The following is a 22,973-nucleotide window of genomic DNA, read 5'->3' on the forward strand; positions in this document are numbered from 1 at the left end:
CCTCCCTGAGGAGTTCCTCCTGCCGTTGCCGGACGATGATCCGCAGGGCGTAGTCGTTGGTGAACATCGTGGTATCCCTTCCGCTCGAAGCTGGTTCCAGCTTCGTCCGGTAAGGCCCGCACTACATCGGGACCGGTTACCTATCTCCGGTCGCCGTAGGTACGTACGTCACGCGGTACCCGCCTAGGTATACCTACGTCACGAACGACCGGACACCGGTGGACGACAATGGTCGCCATGCGTCGGACCCTGCGCCACCCGGCCCGCATCGTGCCCATTGCGTTCCTGGTCGCCATCGCCGTCGGTACCGGGCTGCTGATGCTGCCGGCCGCGCGCGCCGGCGGCGGTGAGCCGCCGCCGCTCACCGCGCTGTTCACCGCGACCTCGGCGGTGTGCGTGACCGGCCTGACGGCGGTCGACACGGCGACCTACTGGACCCCCTTCGGGCAAGGCGTGATCATGGCGCTGGTCCAGATCGGCGGGTACGGGATCATGACCCTCGCGACGCTGCTCGGGCTGCTCGTGTCGCGGCGGCTCGGGCTGCGTACCCGCCTGGTGGCGCAGGCCGAGAGCCGCGTCGACGACCTCAGCCAGCTGAAGGGCGTACTCATCCGGGTGGCCCTGCTCATGTTCTGGTTCGAGGTCGCGATCGCCGCCATCCTGGCGCTGCGCTTCGCGATCGGGTACGGACAGCGGCCGGCGACCGCGATCTGGCAGGGTGCCTTCCACTCCGTCTCGTCGTTCAACAATGCCGGCTTCGCGCTGTACTCCGACAGCCTGATGGGATTCGCCACGGACCCGTGGGTCTGCCTGCCGATCGCCCTGGCCGTGGCCGTCGGCGCGGTGGGCTTTCCGGTCCTGTTCGAGCTGGTACGGGAGTTCCGCCGGCCGGTCCGCTGGTCTGTGCACACCCGGATCACGGTTTTCGGCACCACCGTCCTGTTGGCCGTCGGCGCGTTGGGTGTCCTGCTGTTCGAGTGGACGAACCCCGGCACCCTGGGCCGGTTCGGCGTGCCGGACAAGGTGCTCGCGGCGGTGTTCCAGGGTGTGATGCCGCGCTCGGGGGGCTTGAGTACGGTCGACTACGGGCAGATGAGACCGGAGACGCTCGTGCTGACCGACGCCCTGATGTTCATCGGGGGCGGGAGCGCGAGCACCGCCGGCGGCATCAAGCTGACCACGTTCTTCGTGCTGGCATTCGTAATCTGGGCGGAGGTACGCGGCGAGCCGGACGTCGTCATCAGCCGCCGCCGGATCTCGTCGGCGACGCAGCGGCAGGCGCTGTCCGTCGCGCTGCTCGGCGTGGCCCTCGTCTTCGCCGGCACGCTGACCCTCCTGGCGCTCACCTCGTACCCACCGGGCCCGCTGCTGTTCGAGGCCATCTCGGCGTTCGCGACCGTCGGCCTGTCCACCGGCCTGACTCCCGCACTCCCCCCGGCGGCCAAACTCGTGCTGGTCCTGCTCATGTTCCTCGGCCGGGTCGGTACGATCACGGTCGCCACCGGAATGGCGCTGCGCAGCCGCCACCGGCTCTACCGACTTCCAGAGGAGCGACCGATCGTTGGCTGAGCCCGGAAAGAACGAAACCGTCGTCGTCATCGGACTCGGGCGCTTCGGCAGCCAGGTGGCCGAGTCGCTGATCCAGCTGGGCCACGAGGTGCTGGCGATCGACGAGAACCCGGAGATCGTGCAGCGGATGGCCGACCGGTTCACGCACGTGGTCCAGGCCGACTCCACCGAGGAGGACGCGCTGCGCCAGCTCGGCGTCGGCGAGTTCGACTGCGCCATCGTGGGGATCGGCACCGACATCGAGGCCAGCGTGCTGAGCGTGCTGGCCCTCACCGAGATGAAGGTGCCGCAGATCTGGGCCAAAGCGGTCAGCGCCAAGCACGGCCGGATCCTGGAAAGGGTTGGCGCGCACCACGTGGTCTACCCGGAAGCGGCGATGGGTGAGCGGGTCGCGCACCTGGTCACCGGCAAGATGATCGACTTCATCGAGTTCGACGACGACTACGCCATCGCCAAGACCCGCGCGCCGCGCGAGACGCATGACCGTGCCCTTGCCGAGGCGGCCCCGCGGGCCCGACACGGCGTGACGATCGTCGGGGTGAAGCGGCCGGGGACCGATTTCATCCACGCCCGACCGGAGACCGTCGTCCACCCGGGCGACCTGCTGATCGTGTCCGGGCCCACCCGTCAGGTCGAGCGGTTCGCGTCGCTGCCGTAATCCCGGTCGCATGCCGTCGGGTGCGGCACTCCCCGCGCCACGCCCGGACGCGCCGCGGCCGGCAGTGCGCCCGGTCAACTAGGGTCAATTCTCATGCAGCACTCACACTGCTCGTACTGCGGTAGTCCGTACGAGGCGGAAGCGTCCTGGCCCCGGATGTGCGCGGAGTGCGGCGAGACGACCTGGCGCAACCCACTGCCGGTGGCGGTGGCGCTGCTACCCGTCGACGACGTGAACCATCGCGGCCTGGTGGTCGTCCGCCGCGACATCGAGCCCGCGCGCGGGCAACTCGCCCTGCCCGGCGGGTACATCGAGGTCGGCGAGTCGTGGCAGGAGGCGACCGTCCGTGAGCTGCGGGAGGAGACCGGCCTGATCGCGGACGCCGCGGAGGTCAGCCTGTTCGCCGTGCACAGCGTCCCGGCCGGCACGGTCAACATCTTCGGGTTGCTGCCGGCGCGCCGCTTCGACGACCTGCCCCCGTCGGCACCGACCGAGGAAGCGACCGAGTGGCTGGTGCTCAGCACGCCGGCGGCCCTCGCCTTCTCCACGCACACCCGGGCCATGGCCGACTACTTCATGTCCACCCACTTCGCGTCCGCGTAGCCCCGGCCGCCGCGGTGGTCGGCTACTTCGCGTCGGCGTAGCGCTCCACGCGGGCCACACCGAGCGGGAACCGTACCGGCGTGTCACCGAACAGCAGCCGCCGCGCGTCGTCGGCGGCGGCCTCGACGGCGGTGGCGACCGCGCCGGCCTGCGCCGCGGGGCAGTGCACGATCACCTCGTCGTGCTGGAAGAAGACCAGTTCGGCGGGGGTGCCGGCGAGCGTGGTACGCAGCCGGGCGAGCAGCGCCAGGGCCCACTCGGCGGCCGTGGCCTGGATGACGAAGTTACGGGTGAACCTGCCCCGCGCGCGGGCCGACGCGCCCGCACGGGCACCGTCGCCGTCACCGTCACTGTCGCCGTCGGCGACCACCGGCTCGTCGACGGACAGGTCGCGGACGGTCACCGACGGCGGCGGGCAGGTGCGGCCGAGCCACGACCGCACCAGGCCGCCCGCCTGGCCGGTACGCGCGGCCTGCTCGACGTACTCCCAGGCGGTCGGGTAGAACCGCCGCAGCGCGGCGAGGGCCGGCACCGCCTGGCCACCGGTCTGCCCGTACATCGCGCCGAGCAACGCCACCTTGGCCCGCGCCCGGTCGCCGCCGAACGCCTCGGCCGCGAGCGCCGCGTACAGGTCGCCGCCGCGCGCCGCCTCGGCCAGTCGCCGGTCACCGGAGACCGCGGCGAGGATCCGGGGCTCCAACTGCCCGGCGTCGGCCACCACGAACGTCCAGCCGGGGTCGGCCACCACCGCCCGCCGCACCACCTTGGGGATCTGGAGGGCACCGCCGCCGCGGGTGGCCCAGCGGCCGGAGACGACGCCGCCCGGCACGTACTCGGCGTGGAAGCGTCCGTCGCACACCCACTGGTCCAGCCAGGACCAGCCGTGCGCGACCCAGATGCGGTAGAGCTCCTTGTACTCCAGCAGCAGCGGCACCGCCGGGTGCTCGACGCGCTGGAGCACCCAGGCGCGGGTGTTGGGCAGCCGGATGCCGTCCCGGGCGAACGCGCGCAGCACCTCGGCCGGCGAGTCGGGGTGGATGCGCTGGCCGAAAGCCTCTCCGATGGCCTTCGTCAACTCGACCAGCCGCCGCGGCGGCCCGGCATGCGGTGACGGCTCTCCCAGCAGGTCGATCAGCAAACGGTGGTGCACGTCGGCGCGCCAGGGCAGCCCGTACCGGGCCATCTCGGCGGCGACCAGCGCACCGGCCGACTCGGCGGCGACCAGCAGCCGCATCCGCCCCGGGTCGGCCGTCGCGGCGATCCGGTCCCGCTGGGCCCGGTACACCCGGATCAGTACCTCGATCGGGTCGGCGCCGAGATGCTGCCGGGGCGGTGCGGTGTCGAACAGGGCATCCTGCGCCGCCCCGGGCGGCTGGACGGCGCGCGGCGCGGGGTCGGGCGGCACCGGCGCGCCGGTCAGCCGGGCCCAGGCGGCAGGCAGCGCCCGCGGCTGGCCCCAGCGCCCCTCGTAGCCGAGCAGCAGCGCCTCGGTCAGCTCCAGGTCGTGACAGCGCTCCACCCGCACGCCCGCGCCGAGCAGCTGCGGGTAGACCTCGCCGGTCGCCGCCCACAGCCAGCGGGGCGCCGCCGCACCGGCTCCGTCCCCCGCCTCACCCGTCTCGCGGGCGCGGACGGCGGCGGCGAGGTCGGCGACCGCGACGGCCGGACCGAGCGGCCGGCCGTCGTCGGTCAGCTCCCGCAGGTGGCCGCCGCCGCCGGGGTCGGGGTGCACGGCGACCAGCATGCCCCGATTAGATCCCACCGGTGTGACACTTCAGCGCAGGCCACACCCATGATCACGGGCACCTTTCCGTCCCCGTGTCCGGAAAGGTGCCCGTGATCACGCCACGACGCGACCGTGCCCGTGGCCACGCCACGACCGCGATCGCGCCGGCACGGCCACGCCACCACGCGGCCGTGCCGGCGATCACTCCGCTACTTGACCGCCCCCGCGGTCAGGCCGGCCTGGATCTGTCGCTGGAAGAACGCGTACACGACGATCATCGGCAGGATCGACATGCTCAGCGCGGCGAACAGGCCGGACCAGTCCGCCTCGTAGCCGGCGTTGGTCGAGATCTGGGCGATGCCCTGGGTGAGCACGTACTTGTCGGCGTTGGTCATCAGCACGACCGGCAGTAGGTACTGCGCCCACTGGCCGATCACGTTGAAGATCGTCACGCTGACCAGGCCGGACTTCGCCATCGGCAGCATCACCTGGAAGAACAGCCGGGTGTGCGAACAGCCGTCGATGACCGCCGCCTCGGCCACCGCCCCGGGCAGTGTCTTGAAGAACGCGGCGAGGAAGAAGACCGTGAACGGCAGCGAGTACGCGATGTACACGAGGATCAGGCCGGTGTACGTGTTGAGCAGGCCGAAGTTCTGCACCACCTTGAACAGCGGCACCAGCGCGAGGAACGGCGGGAACGCCAGCCCCGACACGAACAGGAAGTAGATCAGCCGGTTGCCGACGAACCTGTACCGGGCCAGCACGTACGCCGCCATCGAGCCGAACAGCATGGTGCCGAACGTGCTGCACGCAACGACGATGACGCTGTTGAGGAAGTACCGGCCGACGTGCGCCTTGGTCCACGCCCGCGACCAGTTCTCCCACCGCAGCTCCCCGGGCAGGGACCACGGGCTGCTGAAGATCTCGGGGGTGTTCTTGAACGAGGCGAGGAACGTCCACAGCAGCGGCCCGATCACCACCACCGCCCAGATGATCAGCGCGACCTGGCCCAGCGTGGACAGCACCCGCACCTCCGACCGGGTGGACCGGCCCCTGCGGAGCGCTGCGGCTGCGGGTAGGTCGCGGCGGGGTGGATTCACGGCCCGCTCGGTGTCGATGGTCATGATCGTCCCACCTAGTACTCGATGGACTCACGCCGGGTGACCCGGAGCGTGAGCGCCGCGAACGTGATCGTCAGGAAGAACAGCGCGACCCCCATCGCGGACGCGTAGCCGAACCGGGAGAACTGGAACGCGTTGCGGTAGATCTCCACCGACAGCACCGTGGTCGCACCGTCCGGGCCGCCGCGGTCCACCGACAGCACGTCGACGATGGCGAACGCGTCGAACGCGGCGATCCCCAGGTACACCCACGCCACCTGCAGGGTGTCCCACAGCAGCGGCAGCGTGACCCGGAAGAACAGCGTCCCGCCGCGGGCGCCGTCGAGCTCGGCGGCCTCGTAGATGTCCTTCGGGATGGACGCCATGCCGGCCGAGAACAGCACGACGTAGAAGCCGACGGACTGCCAGACCAGCGCCCCGATGATCGCCCACAGCGCGAGCTTCGGGTCGATGAGGAACCCGACCGGCCGCATGCCCAGCTTCATCAGGAAGCCGTTGATCAGACCCGACGAGTTCGGCCGGTACACCATCTGGAACAGCACCGCGATGATGGGCACGGCCAGGAGCTGGGGGAAGAAGAACACCACCCGGTAGAACTTCGACCCCCAGACCCCCGACATCGTGCCACCGCGCGATCCGCCGCCCACGTTCAGCAGGAACGAGAACGACAGGGCTATCGCGATGGTGATCAGCGGCAGGACAAGCAGGATGATTCCGTTGTGTGTCACCGCCTTCCAGAAGGCGCCGTCGTCGAACAACCTCCGGTAGTTGTCGAAGCCGACCCACTTGGGTGCCGCGAAGCCGCGCCAGCTGGTCATCGAGATGTAGAACGCCTGAGCGAACGGCGAAATCACGAAGGTCAGGTACAGCGCGACGGGAACGGCCAGAAAGCCGATGACGAATGGGTACTTGCCGTGCCGCATGGCTACTACGCTCCGGTCAGCGCTTGAACTTGGTGATGGAGCTGTCCTTCTTCACCGCGTCGGCCTTCTTCTGCATCCGCTCGCAGAACTGGTCGGCGGTCTCGCGGCCGAACATCAGCGCGTTCGTCGCGGTACGGCACTCCGTTTCGATGTCCTTGTAGTCGCCGTCGAAGAAGAAGTCGACCACCTCCTTGCCGGCCGCCTTCAACGCGCCGGTGGAACTGGTCACGCCGGGCGGGAAGGTGATGCCGTCGGTGCCGCCCAGCACGACGGTCGGCGACTTGATGAGGTCGGAGAAGCCCTTGGCACCGGCGACCGACAGCATCTGGCGCAGGTACTCCATGCCGCCGGCCTTGTTCTTGGCCTTGGCCGGCACCAGGTAGCCCTCGGCGGCGGTGGCCCGGACGGCGTTGGCGGACAGCTTGCCCTTCACCGGGATCGGTGTCATCTGGTACATGAAGTCCGCCGGGGCGTCCTTCTTCTGCTCGTTCTCCAGCCAGTCACCGCTCGGGTAGTAGGCGATCTTGTACTGGTTCTGCTGGAGCTGGACGTCGGTGTGCCGGAGCCCCTCGAACGCCTTGTCCATGTACTTGGCGCCGACCTCGGCCCAGGCGGCCGCCGCCTGCTTGACCTCGTCCTGCTTCCAGGCACCGTCCTCGAGGTTGTCGATGCGCTTGAGGACCTCCTGGCCGCCGAGCTTCGCCGCGTGCGTGAGGATGACCGTGTACTGGTAGTACGCGGCGTTGGCGCCGGCGTACCCGTACGGGGTGATACCGGCCTTCTTGATCTCGTCAAGGTGCGTGAGGAAGGCGGCCCAGTCGGTCGGTACGGTCCAGCCCTTGTCCTTGAACAGCTTGCCGGAGTACCACAGGCCGAACGTGGTCGAGGCGTAGTACAGCACGTACGGCTTGCCGTTGAACGACCCGCGCTCGACGGTGCCCGGTACTACGGTGTCGCGCACCTTCTTCTTCGGGTCGTCGACCGACGCGGCGTCCCACAGCTTCGTCAGGTCGGCGAGCTGGTTCTCGGCGACCAGCGCGCCGAAGTCCAGCAGCTTGCTGCCGGAGTTGTTGATCATGTCGGGCACGTCCGTGCCGCTGGACAACCGCGGCTGGATCGTCGTGCTGATCTCGGTGACCGCCTCGTGCTTGATGGTGGCCTTCGGGAACGCCTTCTTGTACAGCGGCTCGTGCACGTCGACGGCGTACTTGTCGGTGTAGCCGCCGGGGAAGATGACGACGTCGAGCGGCGCGTCCTCCTTGACCCCCAACGGGTTCTTCTCGCTGACGGTGCCGCCACCGTCGCTGGACCCACCGTCGTCACCGCCGCTGGTCGCGCACGCGCTCAGCAGGCCGGTACCGGGGACCACCACTAAGCCGGCCAGAGCCGCGCCGCGTAGCAGGGTCCGACGGTCGAGGGCGGACGTCGTGGGCTCGGGGGACGAACCCACCGCGGGAGAAACGGACATGTTTAACTCCTCGGAACGAGGTCAGGCGGTACGCCGGATCCGGCCGGCGTACCGGGACTCGAGGGTGACGTTGTGCTCGTCCCCGCCGGGGACGTTCGCGGACAGGTAGATGGGGGGTACCTGGCCCGCAGCCTCCATACGTCGCACGACCTCGGCGACCATCAACTGCGCCAGCAGCGCGTTGGTGACCGACGAGACCGCACAGACCGAGCCACCGCCGGGAAGCGGCAGCAGTGCGTCGCCGTACGGCGCGCCGTTGTCCAGCACGACGTCGGCGATGTCGGCGAGGCGTCGCCCGGACGGGTGCCGGGGGCTCACCCGGGCCGTGTGTTCCGTCGACGTGATCGCGATCAGTGCGTGCCCGCGCTGCTTGACCAGCAGCGCCAACTCGACCACGCAGCCGTTGATGCCGGACTGCGAGGCCATCACGAACACGTCCGCGGGGCGCGGCTCGGCCAGTGCGTACAGCCGATGCGCGATGTCCGGGTCGCGTTCGAGCTTCTCGTCCTGCAGGATCTCCGGTGGCTCGCCGCCGAAGACGACCAGGTCGCGCAGGGAGATCCGGTTGGTGGGTACCAGGCCACCGGCGCGACCGACGAGGTCCGCGGCCGGCGCCTCGGAGTGGCCGGCCCCGAACGCCTGCAGGACGCCGCCGCGGCGCAGCGAGTCGGCGATCAGGTCGGCCGCCCGGTCGACCGCCCCGGACTCCGCCACGACCACCCGGTCGAGCAGGTCCCGGACCCCGCTGACGTACGCCTGCGCGCTGACAGAGCTGGTCATGTCTCGACCTCCTTGGCGGCGCGGTGACCTGCGACCGCCCGCGCGGTCACCTGGAACGCCTCGTGCGCCCGTTCGTGGGTACGCTGCGCCACCGCGATGTAGAGCAGGTCGAGCACGACGAGCTGCGGGTGGCGGGCCGACAGCGCGTCCGGCCGGAACGTGGTCGCGTGCGTCGCGGTGAGCAGGACGATGTCGGCGACGTCGGCCAGCGGCGAGCGCGGGAAGCTGGTCAGTGCGACGGTGGTGGCACCGTGGCTGCCGGCCTCGGCGATCATCTCGATCGTCTCCCGGGCCTGCCCGCTGTGCGAGATGCCGAGCGCGACGTCGCCCGCGCGCAGCAGCGCCGAACTGGCCAGTCCGTTGTGGATGTCGGTCCAGGCCCAGGCGGCGACACCGATGCGGTGCAGGCAGAACTGCATCTCGGCGCCGACCAGCGCGCTGCCGCCGGCTCCGTAGATGTCCACCCGCGACGCTCCGGCGATGGCGTCGGCCGCCCGCTCGACCTCACCCAGGTCGAGCAGGACCGCGGTGTCGTGCATGGCGCGGGTGTCGGCGGCCATGATCTGGCCCAGCACCCGCTCCAGGGGGTCGCCTGGCTGGATCTCGCGCCCGATGTCGTCGCTCCACCCGCCGGTACGCGCGGCCCGGCCGGTCTCGCCGGCGATACTGAGCCGCAGGTCGGCGTAGCCCTCGAAGCCCAGAGCCCGGCAGAACCGGGTCACCGTGGCCGGCGAGGTGCCGCTGCGCTCGGCGAGTTCGACGATCGTCGAACGGGCGGCGCTGGCCGGATCGGTGAGGACGAGTTCGGCTACCCGCTGGAGGGCGCCGGTGAACTCGGGCAGGCGGGACCGTACCCGCGCGAGTACTCCGTCGGTCGGGCGTAGCGGCGCGTCGGTCACCGCGGCCTCGGCCGCGGGCACACCCGCGTCGTACGCACCCATGCTCCCGCCTTCCGCAAAGTCTGTTAACTGATAGTGGTAAAAGTTCTTACTGCGAGCCCTCCGCTGTCAAGAGTTTGGTCGAAGTTTTCAAACCGTTACATGCGCCGATACGTTCACCGCCCGTGGAACCCGGACCGTGAACCAGCACGCCACCTGCGGGAACGGGCCGCCACGTGGGCGCGGTCCGGCCGCCGCCCGCCGCTCCCCGATCCGCACAGCTCGCCAAGATCCGCATAGCCCGCCAAGGTCCGCGTGCTGCCGCCCCCAAGATCCATGTGCCGCCGCCCCCTAGATCCACGTGCCGCCGTCCCCTAGATCCACGTGCCGCCGCCCCCTAGATCCACGTGCCGCCGCCCCCTAGATCCGCGCAATGTCGCAAACATTGCGGCCACCGAACGCGTCGAAGGGGCAAGGATTGCGACATTGCGCGAATCTTGGACGACGGCCGACCGCGGATCTTGGACGACGGCCGGCCGCGGTCCGGACGGCGGCCGGCCGCGGTCCGGACGGCGGTCCATACGGGTCCGGACGGCGGTCCATATGACGGTCCGCAATCACCCGGGAGCAGTACGCGAACTGGCCGAACGGTGGGCTGGACCGCGGCGAATCCGCGCTCGGCCGCCGGCCATCCGGTCCGGTAAGCTCACCGCGGTCAATGCACCGCTACGGGTGGCATCCCCGCACGTCGCGGGCCTGTTCGACGCGAAGGAGCCGGCCGGCGCCCCTCCCGGCTGGCCTCGGTGAGGAACGAACCCAGGTGAAGTGCACGGCATCCACCCGGCGGCGACTGTCCGTGGCCGTCGCGCTGCTGGCGTCCGCGCTGCTCGCCGTCGGCCCCGGACCGGCCGCGGCCGAGCCGACCGACCCCGACGGCGCCGGCAACGCGTCGCTCAAGGAGAAGCTCGACGCCGCCGCGCGCGCCTACAACGACGCCAAGGGCCGGCTGGACGTGTCCCGGGCCCGCCAGGCCGACCTCCAGCAGCGCCTCGCCACCACCGAGCAGCGCCTCAAGGAGTTGGAGGTCGAGGTCGGACCGATCGCCGCGGCCGCCTACCGGGGAAGCCGCCTGAAGGTGTCGATGGTGCTGCTGGACGGCGCCGCGTCCGGCACCGTCCTGCACGACGCCGCCACCGTCAGCTACCTGACCGCGCGCGACGACCGGGAGATCCGCACGCTGGTCCAGGCCAGGAAGGACTACGCCGACCAGAAGGCCGCCCTGGACGGTGAGATCACGCTCGCCGAACAGCAGCTCGCCGAGATGGACAAGCGCAAGCAGGAGGCCGAACGGGCGCTCGGCAATCCGAGGTCGGTCACGATCAGCGCGAGCGGCCAGCGCGCCAGCGCCAACCCCGCGCCCCGCAACGCCGACGGGAGCTGGCCCGGCGAATCCTGCTCCCAGGACGACCCGACGACCTCCGGCTGCCTGACCCCGCGGACGCTGAACGCGCTCCAGCAGGCGCGGGCGGCCGGCTTCGACCACTTCACCGCCTGCTACCGCTCGGGCGGCGGCGGAGAGCACCCCAAGGGCCGGGCCTGCGACTTCTCCGCCAATGCCAGCACGTTCCAGAACGCGCGGGCGACCGGCGCCGACAAGACGTACGGCGACCAGCTGTCGGCCTGGTTCATGGCCAACGCCGACCGGCTCGGCGTGCTGTACGTGATCTGGTACAAGCAGATCTGGTTCCCCGGCCTGGGCTGGCGCGCCTACACCTCGGGCGACGGCACCCCGGCCGGCGACCACTACAACCACGTCCACCTGTCGGTGCACTGACCACCCGGCCGGCCCGCCCCGGACCGGGTACGTCAGTCGTCCCGGACCGCGTCCAGTGCGAGCAGCGCGACGTGCAGCGACAGGCACACGTCCACGGCGTCGAGGTCGGCGCCGACGATCCGGGAGATGCGCGTCAGGCGCTCGTAGAACGCCGGGCGGGACAGGTGGACGGCCTCCGCCGCCGCCGACTTGTTACGCCCGCACTCCAGGTAGGCGCGCAGCGTGCCGAGCAGTTGCTCGCGCGGGTGCTGGGCGTCGTAGGCCAGCAACCCGCCCAGCTCCCGCTCCACGAACGTCTGCAGCCGCGGCTCGTCGCGCAGCAGGTGCAGCAGGCCGGCCAGGCCCATGTCGGGTAGCCGGTACACCGTACCGGCGCCGGCGGCCGACAGCCGGCGGTCCCGCCGGGCGGCGTGCGCGACCTGGCGGGCCTCCAGCAGCGACCGGCGGGCCTCCCGCACCGAGTCGACCCCCGAGCCCGCGGCGACGACGAGGTCGGCGCGGGTCAGCGCGCGGACCGCCGTGGCGAACCGGAACAGCACCAGCTCCGCCCCGTCCGCGTGCTTCAACGCCAGCAGCGCCCCGACCGCGTGGTCGTCCAGCACGCTGGACAGGCCGGCCAGGCGGGTGTCGCGCACCGCCTGGCCGACCGCCTCGGCGAGGTCACGCAGCCGCGCCTGCGCCGACGTGGGTGCCTCCGGCGGGTCGCCCCGGTGGCGTACCACCACCCCGACCAGGTGCCGGCGATCCAGCGGTACGCCCAGCGCCCGGGCCCGCAGCGCCACCTCGTCGACCGGCCAGGCGTGGTCGACCAGGGCGGTCAACAGGGTGCGGTGAATCTGGCGGTCGAGGTCCTGGGCGTCGCGGCGGATCAGCCGGCCCAGCGCGAGGGCCGACGCGGCCCGCTCGAGCAGGATCGACAGGCGGGTCGGCGGGCCGCCGTCCGGGCTGCCGTCCGGCCCCGGCCAGCGCAGCAGCAGCCGCCCCCAGTCCTGACCGCGCGCGCCCACGACGGTCACCAGCCAGCCCGCGTCCGGGTCGTACCCGGTGCGCCCGGTGGGTCGGATCCGCCGCGAGTACGCCTCCCAGCCGTCGAGCAGCAGCTCGGCCCGCTCCCCGGCGGCATCGTAGGCCAGCACCCGCCGGGCCAGGTTCTCCAGGACGACCGGCGCCCCGGCGAGCGCGGCGGCCTGCGCGACCACCTCCGCCGGCTCGGCGCCCTCCACCGACAGCTCGGTGAACCGCTGGTGGATCTCCTCGGTGGCCCGCAGCTCCGCCAGCTGGGCGTCGATGATGAGCGCGTGCACCGCCTCGGTGACCGGCACGAACGGCGTGGCCCGGTGCAGCTCGACCAGCGGCAGCCGCAGCCGCTCGGCCGCGGCGACCATCACCTTCGGTACCGCGCTGGCGTACCGCCGGCCCAGCTCCAGCACCAGGCCGCAGGCGCCCACATCGGCGAGGTCGGACACGAACCGGCGCAGCCCCTCGTCGTCGGCGGGCAGCCCGATCCCGGTGCTGAGCACGAGTTCCCCGCCGCGCAGCAGGTGGGCGATGTCGGGCACCTCAGCGATGTGAACCCAGCGTACGGGCCGGTCGAGCGCGTGCGCGCCGGCGACCACCCGGGGGGACCCGTGCCGCACCGCGTCGAGCGCGAGCACCTCACGAACCGTGGGGAACACGGATCAAGTGTCGCCGAACCGCGGGGAACACGGAGACCGTGTATCGCCCGCCCGAGCGTCTCCCACTCAGACCATAAATACCTTTTGTACCATTATGGCGCGCAGTGGTGACCGGCTGTCACGCCACCACGACCGGCGGGGCAGAATCCTGCACGTGGCAGTCGTGAAGATCGAAAGCGCCGACGACGAGCGAATCGGCGACTACCTGGCGCTCACCGACCTGGAGCTACGCACCCGCTGGGAACCGCCCAACGGACTGTTCATCGCCGAGGGTGAGCTGGTACTCCGCCGGGCGCTACGCGCCGGCTACCGGCTCCGCTCGGTCCTGGTCGACGAAAAGCGGCTGCGCCAGGTCCGCGACCTGATCGACGGTGAAGCGCCGATCTACACCGGCACCCAGCAGGTACTCAACGCCATCACCGGCTTCCACGTCCACCGGGGCGTACTCGCGTCGTTCCACCGCCGGCCCCTGCCGACGGTCGAACAGGTGCTTGCCGGCAGCCGACGACTGGCCCTGCTGGAGGACTCCGTCAACCACACCAATCTCGGGGCCGTCTTCAGGGGCGCCGCCGCGCTCGGCATCGACGCGGTGCTCCTGTCCCCCACGTGCGCCGACCCGCTGTACCGACGAAGCGTACGCGTCAGCATGGGCGAAGTCTTCGCCATCCCGTACGCCACGCTCGCACCCTGGCCCGAGGCGCTCGCCCAGGTCCGCGAAGCCGGCTACACGATCATGGCCATGACGCCGGCCAGCGACGCGGTACCGCTGCACACGCTGACCCCGGCGCAGCGCTCCCGGGCCGCGGTCCTCCTGGGCACCGAGGGTGCCGGTCTCACCGAGGCCGCCATCGCCGCCAGCGACCTCCGGGTCTCGATCCCGATGCGTCGCGGAGTCGACTCCCTCAACGTCGCGGCAGCGGCCGCCGTCACGTTCTGGGAGTTGGGCCGCGACGACCTGTAGGCGCCCACCCCGCCGGTGGTGGTAGGGCCGACGTACTCCCCCACCACCACCGGCGGACCGGTGCGGTCCTACTCGGTTGGCCGGACCCGCTCGTCCTGCTCACCGAGCAGGGCGCTGGCCGAGGTGTGCGGGGCGGCCCCGAGCTGCGGCGCGTCGCCGGTGGGCATACCCGGCGCGGTCACGCCACCGACGTCTCCCGGGCCACCGACCGCGACGCTGGCCTCCTTGGCCGCGTCGGCGGCCGACGAGGCGGCCGCCCGGGCCTCCTCGGCGGCGGCCTCGGCCGCTTCGGCGGCCTCGGCGCTCACGGCCTCGTGCGTCGGCAGCGACACGCCGGGCGCCGCGCCCATCGCGCCCAGCCCGCCCAGCGCGCCGCCGATGCCCTCGAGGGCCTTGGTCAGCTCCGCCGGGATGATCCAGACCTTGTTGGACTGTCCCGCCGCGATCTGCGGCAGCGCCTGCATGTACTGGTAGGCCAGCACCTGCGGGTTCGGGTCGGCGGTGTGGATGGCGTCGAAGACCGTCTGGATCGCCTTCGCCTGGCCCTCGGCCTGCAGGATCCGCGACGCCCGGTCGCCCTCGGCGCGCAGCACGGCCGCCTGCTTCTCACCCTCGGCGGTCAGGATCTGGGCCTGCTTGTGCCCCTCGGCGTTCAGGATCGCCGCACGGCGGTCCCGCTCGGCGCGCATCTGCTTCTCCATCGAGTCACGGATGCTCGGCGGCGGCTCGATGGCCTTGATCTCGACCCGGGTCACCTTGATGCCCCAGCGGCCCGTGGTCTCGTCCAGGACGCCCGACAGGTGCCGGTTGATCTCCTCCCGGCTGGTGAGCGCCTTCTCCAGGTCCAGCGAACCGATCACGTTACGCAGCGTGGTGACCGTCAGCTGCTCGATCGCCTGCAGGAAGTTGGCGATCTCGTAGGTGGCCCGGACCGGGTCGACGACCTTGAAGTAGAGCACCGTGTCGATCGACACGACCAGGTTGTCGGAGGTGATGACCGGCTGCGGCGGGAAGCTCACCACCTGCTCGCGCATGTCCACCTTGGTGCGCACCGCGTCGAGGAACGGCACCAGCAGGTTGAGGCCGGGCGTGAGGGTGCGGTGGTACTTGCCCAGCCGCTCCACCACGTCCATGCGCTGCTGCGGCACCACCCGAACCGACTTCATCAGGGTGATCACCACGAGCAGCGCGATCAACCCCACCAACGCGAGAAGTAATGTTTCTCCAGGTCCCACGGGTTCTCAGTCCCTCCACACCATCGCCGTTGCGCCCTTGACCTCGATCACCCGGACCCGCTCGCCCGGTTCGTACTCCTGTGTCCCGTCGAAGGACCGGGCCTGCCACAGCTCGCCCTCGATCTTCACCAGACCATGATCGGCGTCGACGCGCTCCAGTACGGTACCGGTCGAGCCCTCGATGGCGGCCAGCCCGATCGGCGCCTCCGTACCGCCCCGGTCGACGCGGCGCCGGAGCGCCGGGCGCACCCCGACCAGGGCCAACCCCGACACCAGGGCGAAGACCAGCCCCTGGGCCCACAGCTCACCGCCGACCGCCGCGGTCCCGGCAGCCGCGAGTGCCCCGGCGGCCAGCATGATCAACACGAAGGTACCGGTGAAGACCTCGGCGATCGCCAGCCCCACCGCTACCACAAGCCACAACACGCCCACCATCCGATCGTGACATGTACGCGCACGTCCGCGCGACGGCCATAAGATCACGACCATGCCGCTGTCTCCCGACACCGCCCGCCGTGTCGACGGGGCCATCGCGCGCGCCCAGGCGGCCGGCCGGGTGCCGGCGCTCGCCGCGGCGGTCGTCCGGGCCGGGGAACGGGTCCACTTCGCCGGCGTCGGCGATGCGACCCCGCCGGACGCCGGCCATCTGACCCCGTCGGACACCGGCGATCCGACCCCGCCGGACACCGGCGATGCGGGGCGTCCCGACACCGGTCCCGGGACGCCACCCGGACGCCGCCCGGCCGCCGACACCCGGTTCCGCATCGGGTCGATCACCAAAACGATGACGGCGGCGCTGGTACTGGCCCTGCGCGACGAGGGCCGGTTGGCGCTCGACGACCCGCTGCGCCGGTACCTGCCGGACGCTCCCTTCGCCGGGGTGACGCTGCGTCACCTGCTCGGCCACGTCTCCGGGCTGCAGCGCGAGCCCGACGGCGAGTGGTGGGAACGGTCGGCCGGCGTCGACGTCGAGCGCTTCCTGGCGGCGCTGACCCCGGAGAAGGTGGCATACCCGCCGTACCGCTCGTACCACTACTCCAACCTCGGGTACGGGCTGCTCGGCGCCGCCCTGGCCCGGTTGACCGGACAGCCGTGGTGGGACCTGGTCACCGCACGGCTGCTCGACCCGCTCGGCATGACCCGGACCAGTTACCACCCGGTCGAGCCGTTCGCCCGCGGGTACGTCGTGCACCCGTGGCACGGCACCCTCCACGAGGAGCCGCGCCACGACGCCGGGGCGATGGCACCGGCCGGCCAGCTGTGGTCGACAGCGGACGACCTGCTGCGCTGGGCGGCGTTCCTGGCCGACCCGCTGCCGTCGGTACTGGCACCCGCGACCGTGGCCGAGATGTGCGCACCGGTGGTGATCAGCGACCCGGAGTCGTGGACCGCCGGGCACGGCCTGGGCGTACAGCTATGGCGGCGGGGCGAGCGGGTGTACGTCGGCCACACCGGCTCCATGCCGGGCTACCTCGCCGTCCTCGCGGTGCACCGGCCGACGCGCACCGGCGTCGTCAGTTTCGCCAACGCGTACACCATGCCGGGCGGCGGCCTCTTCGCGCTGGCCATGGAGGTACTCGAGACGGTCATCGACGGCGAGCCGACGCCGCCGCGGCCCTGGCTGCCGGCGACCGAGCCGCCCGCCGACGTCGCGGCGCTGACCGGGCGCTGGTGGTGGATGGGCATCGAGTTCCAGGTGTCCTGGGACGCGGAGTCCGGCGAACTGGTGATGGCGGCGGTGCCGGCCCGTGGCGAGCCGTGGCGGTTCACGCCGGAGGGGTCCGACCGGTGGCGCTGCCGGTCCGGGACGAACGACGGCGAGGTGCTCCTGGTCCGTCGGGAGGGCGCAGCCGTGGTCGCCCTGGACGTCGCGACGTTCGTGTTCAGCCGCGACGAGTGGCCGCCGCGGTGAGGACACGGGCCGCCGCGGTGAGGACACGGGCCGCCGCGGTGAGGACACGGGCCGCCGCGGTGACTACTCGCCGGGCTCGGTGACGAAGTCGATCAGCCGTTCCATCGCGCCGATCAGTGGCGTCTCGACGTCCCGGAAGCTCGACACCGAGGCGAGGATGCGCCGCCACAGGTCGGCCGGCTCGGCCACGCCGAGGGTCGCGCAGACGCCCTCTTTCCAGGGCCGGCCGCGCGGGATCTCCGGCCAGGCGCTGATGCCGATCCGCTCGGGCTTGACCGCCTGCCAGATGTCGACGTACGGGTGGCCGGTGACGAGTACGTGGGGCGACGTGACCCCGGCGACGATACGGCTCTCCTTGGAGCCGGCGACCAGATGGTCCACGAGCACCCCGAGCCGCCGCTGCGGCCCCGGCGCGAAGTCGCGCACCGCCTCGGGCAGCGCGTCGATGCCGTCGAGGGGCTCCACGACGACGCCCTCGATCCGCAGGTCGTCTCCCCAGATGCGCTCGACCAGGGCGGCGTCGTGTACACCCTCCACCCAGATCCGGCTGGCCCGCGCCACCCGCGCGGCGACGTTGTCGAGCGCGATCGACCCGGAGGCGGTGCGCCGGGGTTTCGCCGGGGCGGCCGCCGCGGCCGACGGTCGGCGCAGCGTCACGACCTGGCCGTCGAGCAGGAACGCCGCCGGCTCGAGGGGGAAGTTGCGGCGCCGGCCGTGCCGGTCCTCCAGGACGACGGCCCCGAACTCGAAGCCGACGACCGCACCGCAGAAGCCGGAGTCCGCGTCCTCGACCACCAGGTCGAGTTCGGCATCCACCTCGGGCACCACCCGGCGTCGCCGCCAGTTGCCCGCGAGCACGTCCTCGCCGTACCTCCCCACGACACCGCAGCGTATCGGTCTCGATCCGGTTCGGCGCGGCGACGCGCCGCCCACAGCCCGCGCGGCGGTCGCCCGACGGCCCGCACACCGGTCCCCGTACGGCACGCGCGCCGCCGTGCGGGGAGACGCACCGGCGGTGACCGGCGGCGATCCGTCACCGGGTCCGCGACGTGCCGTGACCAGGACACGAGACAGCGGCGCACGCAGCACGTACAGTTGCGGGCATGTCCCCCGCAGCGCACGCGGCGACCCTGACCGTGCGCCGGTCGACCCGGTTCGTCGCCTGGGTACGTGCCTGGCGCGCCGGCCTGGTGCCCTATGACGACGTGGCAGAAGAGATCACCGGCGACGAGGAGCACCTGGTCGCCGACGCCCCCGGCACCTGGACCGACGTCCCCCTCGGCGAGGCGCTCGCCGCCCTGTCCAAGCGGCACCCCGACGAGATCCGGCTGGTGCTGCCGGCCCCCGGCGACCCGCGCGGCCTGCCCGGTCCCGGCCCGTTCACCGGCGCGGCCCTGATCGCGGGCGAGGGCGTGGTGACGCCCGGGCTGGGGTTGGTGCCGGAGGTACGCACGCACACGTCCGGCTCGGGCGTGACGTTCGAGACGGTGCTGTGGCGCTGCTACCCGCTGCCGGAGAGCCCGGCCCGGCCGGTCGACCAGCCGAGCACCGCCGAGGCGGAGGCCGAGCTGTCCCAGACGCTCGCCGAGGCGACCCGTACCCTGGCCCGGCTCGACATCGCCCAGTGGCGTCCGGAACTGGCCGGGGCACTCGCGGCGCTGCGCAAGCCGGACAACGGCATCGACCTTCCGCCCGGGTACGATCCGCGCGCCCGCCGGCTGTACGCCCGGGCCAGCATCCTCGACCGGGTACTGGCCCTCGCCGAGCACGCCGCACCCGGCGGCGCGGTCAACGGGTACGAGGCTCAGCAGCGCGACGCCGCGCTGCGTCCCCTGGTGGCGTCGTGCCGCCGCGCGCTCGTAGCGGCCTGCAACTCTCCGATGATCTAGCCCGAGATGATCGGCGGGTCACACCTCGTCGATCAGCTCGGCGATCGAGGTGATGACCCGCGACGGCCGGTACGGGAACCGGTCGACGTCGCCGCGGGCGCTGATGCCGGTGAGGACCAGGATCGTCTCCAGGCCGGCCTCCAGCCCGCAGAGCACGTCGGTGTCCATCCGGTCACCGATCATGGCGGTGGTCTCGGAGTGCGCGTTGATCGTGTTGAGCGCCGAGCGCATCATCATCGGGTTGGGCTTGCCGACGAAGTACGGCTCGACCCCGGTCGCCTTGGAGATCAGCGCGGCGACCGAGCCGCACGCCGGAAGCACTCCCTCGTGGGACGGGCCGGTCGGGTCCGGGTTGGTCGCGATGAACCGTGCCCCGTTGGCGATCAGCCGGATCGCCGTGGTGATCGCCTCGAAGCTGTAGGTGTGCGTCTCGCCGAGCACCACGTAGTCGGGCTCCTGGTTGCTCAGGATGTACCCGATGTCGTGCAGCGCGGTGGTCAGCCCGGCTTCGCCGATGACGTACGCGGTGCCGCCCGGCCGCTGGCTGTCGAGGAACTGCGCGGTCGCCAGCGCAGAGGTCCAGATCGCGGTCTCGGGTACCTCGATGCCCATCCGGGCCAGCCGGGCGCGCAGGTCCCGCGCGGTGTACCGGGAGTTGTTGGTCAGCACCAGGAAGGGCTTGCCCGAGTCGCGCAGCTTGCCGATGAACTCCGGCGCGCCGGGGATCGGGAGTCCCTCGTGGACGAGCACACCGTCCATGTCGGTGAGCCACGACTCCACCGGCCTACGGGGCCGCGCGCTCATGCCGCCGCCTCGCTACGCTCGGCACCGCCATGAGGCTCCACCGCCCTGAACCACCTGGTTCGCTCGCTACGCTCGCTCATGCCGCCGCCTCGCTACGCTCGGCACCGCCATGAGGCTCCACCGCCCTGAACCACCTGGTTCGCTCGCTACGCTCGCTCACGCCGCCGCCCTTCTTGGCGCCGGGCAGCAGCCGCGGGGGCAGACGTCCCAGGTGGGTACGCAGCCGAGCGCCGGCCGCGGGGTGGTCGGGTCCAGCCGCTCCCGGACCAGGTCGACCACCATCCGCACGAAGCGCGGGTCGGTGCCCGGCGTGGCGGCCCGCGCGTAGTTTAGGCCCAGCCTGCGGGCGGTGTCGGCGGCCTCGTTGTCGAGGTCCCAGATCACCTCGAGATGGTCGGACACGAAACCGACGGGCGAGACCACGACGTTGCGGACGCCGTCGGCGGCGAGCGCCGCCAGGTGGTCGTTGACATCGGGCGAAAGCCACGGTACCTGCGGCGGTCCGGACCGGCTCTGCCACACCAGGTCCCAGGTCAGCTCGGGTGCCGCCGCCGCGGCGACGAGCCCGGCGGCCTCGCGCACCTGGGCGGAGTACCGGCCGCCGTCGGGGCCGCTGGTGGCGTCCATCGCGGTCGGGATGGAGTGCGCGGTGAACACCAGCCGGGTGTCCGCGGGGGTCCGGTCGGCGGGAAGTGTGCCGAGCGCGGCGGTGACCGCGTCGGTGTGCGGCCCGATGAAGCCGGGGTGGTCGTGGAAGTGCCGCAGCTTGTCGATCCGCGGCGCGTCCGGACCGACCTCGGCCCGGGCCCGGACGATGTCCTCCAGGTACTGCCCGCAGGCGGAGTACGAACCGTACGCGCTGGTCACGAACGCGAGCGCGTGCCGGACCCCGTCATCGCGCATTTGTGCAACGGTTTTGGCGAGGTACGGCTCCCAGTTCCGGTTGCCCCAGTAGAGAGGCAGGTCGATGCCTGCCCGGGGCAGTTCCTCGGCGAGCGCCGCCAGCAGGTCCCGGCACTGGGCGTTGATCGGCGACACACCTCCGAAATGCCGGTAATGCTCGGCCACTTCGGCCAGGCGTTCGGCCGGCACCCCCCGCCCACGGGTCACGTTCTCCAGAAACGGCATGACGTCGTCGGGGCCTTCCGGACCGCCGAAGGACAGCAGCAGGAACGCGTCGTACTCCATGCCGCTATCTTGCTCGGTGCTCACCGGGCCGGGTCGACCACCCCTCCGGGCGCTTTCGCACGGTGACATTGCCTGGTCACCTTAGGTATGGTCGGTGGCTTCGAACCAGCCGCATGAGTCGATGCGAGGTGACGGCGTGCAGGTCCGGGTGCGGGTGGCGGGCGGTTCGGTCGACGAGTACCGGTCGCTGCTGTCGTGGTTACGCGACGAGCCGGAGGTCCGCCGCCACGGCCAGCTCACGGCCGTCGCCGGCGACACCGGCGCCGGACAGATGGGCACCGCTCTGGACGTGCTCACCCTCGTGGTCGGCTCCGGCCTGTCGGCGGCTCAGCTGGCGTTCTCGATCATCATGTGGCGGGCATCCCGCGACCAGCCGGTCCGGGTGATCCTCGAACACGACGGCCGGGCCGTGCCGGTCGACACCACCGACCCGGGCGCGGCCGAGGCCATCGCCGCGAAGCTCGAAGCGGACTGACCGGTGACCCACCTGTCCGACCCGCACCGCTCCCGGGCGGTCCTCGTCGGAGCCGGCCGGTACGCCCGGCTGCAGCCGCTGCCGACGGTCGCCAACAACCTCAGCGGGCTCGGCGACACGCTCACCGACGAGCGGCTGTGGGGGCTGCCGGCCGCCAACCGCCTGGTCGTGACCGACCCGGCCACCCCCCAGGAGGTGGCCCGGGCGCTGCGCTCGGCGGCCCACGCCACCGGCGTCGACGGCCTCCTGCTGGTGTACTTCGCCGGCCACGGCGTCGTCGACGAACGCACCGGCGAGCTGCACCTGGCCGTCGAGCAGACCGACCGGGAGGCGGTGTACGCCACCGCCGTGCCGTACGAGTGGGTCCGGCGGGCCGTGCTGGACAGCCCGGCGAGCCGCCGGTTGGTGATCCTCGACTGCTGCTACGCCGGGCGGGCGATCAGCGGCATGAGGGAGGACCTGACCGCCGTCGCCGACGAGGTCGAGATCGACCGGACCTGCGTGCTGGTAGCGACCTCGCCCAACCGCACCGCGCTCGCACCGCCGGACGAGGAGTTCACCGCGTTCACCGGCACCCTTGTGGGCACGCTGCGCCGGGGCGTACCGCACGGCCCCGACCCGCTCGACGTCGCCACCGTGTACGGCGAGGTGCTGCGCACCCACCGGCGGCTGGCCCGTCCGCTGCCGGAGCTGCGCGCCCGCAACGGCGGCGAGCGGATCCCCCTGGTCCGCAACCTGGCCCGCCCGGCGCGGCCGGCGGCGACCGCACCGGCACCGGCCGCACCCGGCCCGTTTTCACATGCCGGCAACGTGCTGGTAGCCGGTCCGGCTGTGCGCGATCCTGAGCTGCGTGGCGCCACCGTGGCGGTTCTCGCGCACAGCCCCACCGACGGCGCCGTCGGAGTACATCTGAACCGCCGGACGTCCCGCTCCGCGCTCGACGTCTTCGACGAGCCGACACCCGACGTGCTCGACCACGCCCCGGTGTTCGACGGCGGCCCGGTACGCGACGTGGTGATCCTGCTCGCCGCCCCGCACGACGAGGTGACCGTGCCCGCGGGCTTCCGTCCGATCCGCGGCGGGCTGGGGACCGTCCCGGTGCCGCTCGACGAGACGACCGCACCCGCGCTGGCCGCGGCGTGCCTGTTCGTGGGCTACCTGGGCTGGCGCCCGGGCCAGCTCGAGGCCGAACTGGCCGCCGGTGAGCTGCTCGTGTCGGCGACGAGCCTGGACGCGTGGTTCTGGCAGCAGCACGGTCGGCCCTGATCGAGGA

The 22,973-nt window shown here is 71.9% G+C and carries 21 protein-coding genes; 9 read left to right on the plus strand and 12 right to left on the minus strand.

What is annotated here, in order from left to right:
• Positions 1 to 237: 237 nt before the first annotated feature.
• From ACNTMW_RS03810 to ACNTMW_RS03820, 3 genes are all read left to right on the plus strand, one after another.
• Positions 238 to 1,569 carry a TrkH family potassium uptake protein gene (locus ACNTMW_RS03810; protein WP_426631929.1) on the plus strand — a complete coding sequence of 444 codons (1,332 nt, stop codon included), beginning with the start codon at positions 238 to 240 and terminating at the stop codon, positions 1,567 to 1,569.
• The gene (locus tag ACNTMW_RS03815) at positions 1,562 to 2,227 is read left to right on the plus strand and encodes a potassium channel family protein (RefSeq protein ID WP_426631930.1); all 666 of its coding nucleotides are present in this window, start codon (positions 1,562 to 1,564) and stop codon (positions 2,225 to 2,227) included. Before ACNTMW_RS03810 ends, ACNTMW_RS03815 begins: the two co-directional genes overlap by 8 nt.
• A gap of 93 nt (positions 2,228 to 2,320) precedes the next feature.
• Positions 2,321 to 2,830 (plus strand): NUDIX domain-containing protein, encoded by a 510-nt coding sequence (locus tag ACNTMW_RS03820; RefSeq protein WP_426631931.1) that lies wholly within the window; start codon positions 2,321 to 2,323, stop codon positions 2,828 to 2,830.
• A 22-nt stretch (positions 2,831 to 2,852) separates the two neighbouring features.
• On the opposite strand, the gene ACNTMW_RS03825 is transcribed toward ACNTMW_RS03820, so the two are convergent.
• From ACNTMW_RS03825 to ACNTMW_RS03850, 6 genes are all read right to left on the minus strand, one after another.
• Positions 2,853 to 4,574 (minus strand): bifunctional 3'-5' exonuclease/DNA polymerase, encoded by a 1,722-nt coding sequence (locus tag ACNTMW_RS03825; protein WP_426631932.1) that lies wholly within the window; start codon positions 4,572 to 4,574, stop codon positions 2,853 to 2,855.
• A gap of 191 nt (positions 4,575 to 4,765) precedes the next feature.
• Positions 4,766 to 5,680, minus strand: coding sequence for a carbohydrate ABC transporter permease (locus ACNTMW_RS03830; protein WP_426631933.1), 915 nt, complete (start codon positions 5,678 to 5,680; stop codon positions 4,766 to 4,768).
• An 11-nt stretch (positions 5,681 to 5,691) separates the two neighbouring features.
• Positions 5,692 to 6,600, minus strand: a complete 909-nt coding sequence (locus tag ACNTMW_RS03835; protein ID WP_426631934.1) for a carbohydrate ABC transporter permease — start codon at positions 6,598 to 6,600, stop codon at positions 5,692 to 5,694.
• A 16-nt stretch (positions 6,601 to 6,616) separates the two neighbouring features.
• Entirely contained in the window at positions 6,617 to 8,068 is a 1,452-nt protein-coding gene (ngcE, locus tag ACNTMW_RS03840) for an N-acetylglucosamine/diacetylchitobiose ABC transporter substrate-binding protein (protein ID WP_426631935.1), read from the minus strand.
• A 21-nt stretch (positions 8,069 to 8,089) separates the two neighbouring features.
• Positions 8,090 to 8,848, minus strand: coding sequence for a sugar isomerase domain-containing protein (locus tag ACNTMW_RS03845; protein WP_426631936.1), 759 nt, complete (start codon positions 8,846 to 8,848; stop codon positions 8,090 to 8,092).
• Positions 8,845 to 9,789, minus strand: a complete 945-nt coding sequence (locus ACNTMW_RS03850; protein ID WP_426631937.1) for a MurR/RpiR family transcriptional regulator — start codon at positions 9,787 to 9,789, stop codon at positions 8,845 to 8,847. The genes ACNTMW_RS03845 and ACNTMW_RS03850 overlap by 4 nt, the downstream gene beginning before the upstream one ends.
• 757 nt (positions 9,790 to 10,546) lie before the next feature.
• On the opposite strand from ACNTMW_RS03850, the gene ACNTMW_RS03855 reads away from it, so the two are divergent.
• Positions 10,547 to 11,560: a coiled-coil domain-containing protein gene (locus ACNTMW_RS03855; protein ID WP_426631938.1), complete on the plus strand. Its 1,014-nt coding sequence runs from the start codon at positions 10,547 to 10,549 to the stop codon at positions 11,558 to 11,560.
• A gap of 32 nt (positions 11,561 to 11,592) precedes the next feature.
• Here the strand turns inward: ACNTMW_RS03855 and ACNTMW_RS03860 are convergent, their stop codons facing one another.
• A complete protein-coding gene (locus ACNTMW_RS03860) occupies positions 11,593 to 13,236 on the minus strand; it encodes a PucR family transcriptional regulator (RefSeq protein ID WP_426631939.1) in 1,644 nt (547 codons plus the stop codon).
• Between the two features lie 154 nt (positions 13,237 to 13,390).
• Here ACNTMW_RS03860 and ACNTMW_RS03865 point away from each other — a divergent pair, with 154 nt between their 5' ends.
• The gene (locus ACNTMW_RS03865; RefSeq protein ID WP_426631940.1) at positions 13,391 to 14,197 is read left to right on the plus strand and encodes a TrmH family RNA methyltransferase; all 807 of its coding nucleotides are present in this window, start codon (positions 13,391 to 13,393) and stop codon (positions 14,195 to 14,197) included.
• A gap of 68 nt (positions 14,198 to 14,265) precedes the next feature.
• On the opposite strand, the gene ACNTMW_RS03870 is transcribed toward ACNTMW_RS03865, so the two are convergent.
• Positions 14,266 to 15,363, minus strand: coding sequence for an SPFH domain-containing protein (locus ACNTMW_RS03870; RefSeq protein ID WP_426632135.1), 1,098 nt, complete (start codon positions 15,361 to 15,363; stop codon positions 14,266 to 14,268).
• 75 nt (positions 15,364 to 15,438) lie between these two features.
• Complete coding sequence (locus ACNTMW_RS03875; RefSeq protein WP_426631941.1) at positions 15,439 to 15,867, minus strand: NfeD family protein; 429 nt, start codon at positions 15,865 to 15,867, stop codon at positions 15,439 to 15,441.
• A 52-nt stretch (positions 15,868 to 15,919) separates the two neighbouring features.
• Between ACNTMW_RS03875 and ACNTMW_RS03880 the strand changes: the two genes are divergently transcribed.
• The gene (locus ACNTMW_RS03880) at positions 15,920 to 17,344 is read left to right on the plus strand and encodes a serine hydrolase domain-containing protein (protein WP_426631942.1); all 1,425 of its coding nucleotides are present in this window, start codon (positions 15,920 to 15,922) and stop codon (positions 17,342 to 17,344) included.
• 63 nt (positions 17,345 to 17,407) lie between these two features.
• Here the strand turns inward: ACNTMW_RS03880 and ACNTMW_RS03885 are convergent, their stop codons facing one another.
• Positions 17,408 to 18,238, minus strand: coding sequence for a DUF3097 domain-containing protein (locus tag ACNTMW_RS03885; RefSeq protein ID WP_426632136.1), 831 nt, complete (start codon positions 18,236 to 18,238; stop codon positions 17,408 to 17,410).
• Between the two features lie 209 nt (positions 18,239 to 18,447).
• Here ACNTMW_RS03885 and ACNTMW_RS03890 point away from each other — a divergent pair, with 209 nt between their 5' ends.
• Positions 18,448 to 19,233: a hypothetical protein gene (locus ACNTMW_RS03890; protein WP_426631943.1), complete on the plus strand. Its 786-nt coding sequence runs from the start codon at positions 18,448 to 18,450 to the stop codon at positions 19,231 to 19,233.
• An 18-nt stretch (positions 19,234 to 19,251) separates the two neighbouring features.
• On the opposite strand, the gene ACNTMW_RS03895 is transcribed toward ACNTMW_RS03890, so the two are convergent.
• A complete protein-coding gene (locus ACNTMW_RS03895) occupies positions 19,252 to 20,037 on the minus strand; it encodes an HAD-IIA family hydrolase (RefSeq protein WP_426631944.1) in 786 nt (261 codons plus the stop codon).
• 156 nt (positions 20,038 to 20,193) lie between these two features.
• Entirely contained in the window at positions 20,194 to 21,225 is a 1,032-nt protein-coding gene (locus ACNTMW_RS03900; protein ID WP_426631945.1) for a ferrochelatase, read from the minus strand.
• A gap of 136 nt (positions 21,226 to 21,361) precedes the next feature.
• Here ACNTMW_RS03900 and ACNTMW_RS03905 point away from each other — a divergent pair, with 136 nt between their 5' ends.
• Both ACNTMW_RS03905 and ACNTMW_RS03910 read left to right on the plus strand, forming a co-directional pair.
• Positions 21,362 to 21,700 carry an effector-associated constant component EACC1 gene (locus ACNTMW_RS03905; RefSeq protein ID WP_426631946.1) on the plus strand — a complete coding sequence of 113 codons (339 nt, stop codon included), beginning with the start codon at positions 21,362 to 21,364 and terminating at the stop codon, positions 21,698 to 21,700.
• A gap of 3 nt (positions 21,701 to 21,703) precedes the next feature.
• Positions 21,704 to 22,966 carry a YqgE/AlgH family protein gene (locus tag ACNTMW_RS03910; RefSeq protein WP_426631947.1) on the plus strand — a complete coding sequence of 421 codons (1,263 nt, stop codon included), beginning with the start codon at positions 21,704 to 21,706 and terminating at the stop codon, positions 22,964 to 22,966.
• The last annotated feature ends 7 nt before the right edge of the window (positions 22,967 to 22,973 follow it).

Origin of the sequence: Planosporangium spinosum (genome assembly GCF_049999945.1) — a bacterium.
Classification (GTDB): Bacteria; Actinomycetota; Actinomycetes; order Mycobacteriales; family Micromonosporaceae; genus Planosporangium; species Planosporangium spinosum.

Bases quoted from the DNA above. Each gene is read 5' to 3' on its own strand.
- ACNTMW_RS03850 (WP_426631937.1), bottom strand. From the start codon at position 9,789: ATGGGTGCGTACGACGCGGGTGTGCCCGCGGCCGAGGCCGCGGTGACC.
- ngcE (WP_426631935.1), bottom strand. From the start codon at position 8,068: ATGTCCGTTTCTCCCGCGGTGGGTTCGTCCCCCGAGCCCACGACGTCC.
- ACNTMW_RS03835 (WP_426631934.1), bottom strand. From the start codon at position 6,600: ATGCGGCACGGCAAGTACCCATTCGTCATCGGCTTTCTGGCCGTTCCC.
- ACNTMW_RS03890 (WP_426631943.1), top strand. From the start codon at position 18,448: ATGTCCCCCGCAGCGCACGCGGCGACCCTGACCGTGCGCCGGTCGACC.
- ACNTMW_RS03870 (WP_426632135.1), bottom strand. From the start codon at position 15,363: ATGAAGTCGGTTCGGGTGGTGCCGCAGCAGCGCATGGACGTGGTGGAG.
- ACNTMW_RS03810 (WP_426631929.1), top strand. From the start codon at position 238: ATGCGTCGGACCCTGCGCCACCCGGCCCGCATCGTGCCCATTGCGTTC.
- ACNTMW_RS03845 (WP_426631936.1), bottom strand. From the start codon at position 8,848: ATGACCAGCTCTGTCAGCGCGCAGGCGTACGTCAGCGGGGTCCGGGAC.
- ACNTMW_RS03875 (WP_426631941.1), bottom strand. From the start codon at position 15,867: ATGGTGGGCGTGTTGTGGCTTGTGGTAGCGGTGGGGCTGGCGATCGCC.
- ACNTMW_RS03895 (WP_426631944.1), bottom strand. From the start codon at position 20,037: ATGAGCGCGCGGCCCCGTAGGCCGGTGGAGTCGTGGCTCACCGACATG.
- ACNTMW_RS03880 (WP_426631942.1), top strand. From the start codon at position 15,920: ATGCCGCTGTCTCCCGACACCGCCCGCCGTGTCGACGGGGCCATCGCG.
- ACNTMW_RS03830 (WP_426631933.1), bottom strand. From the start codon at position 5,680: ATGACCATCGACACCGAGCGGGCCGTGAATCCACCCCGCCGCGACCTA.
- ACNTMW_RS03820 (WP_426631931.1), top strand. From the start codon at position 2,321: ATGCAGCACTCACACTGCTCGTACTGCGGTAGTCCGTACGAGGCGGAA.
- ACNTMW_RS03900 (WP_426631945.1), bottom strand. From the start codon at position 21,225: ATGGAGTACGACGCGTTCCTGCTGCTGTCCTTCGGCGGTCCGGAAGGC.
- ACNTMW_RS03825 (WP_426631932.1), bottom strand. From the start codon at position 4,574: ATGCTGGTCGCCGTGCACCCCGACCCCGGCGGCGGCGGCCACCTGCGG.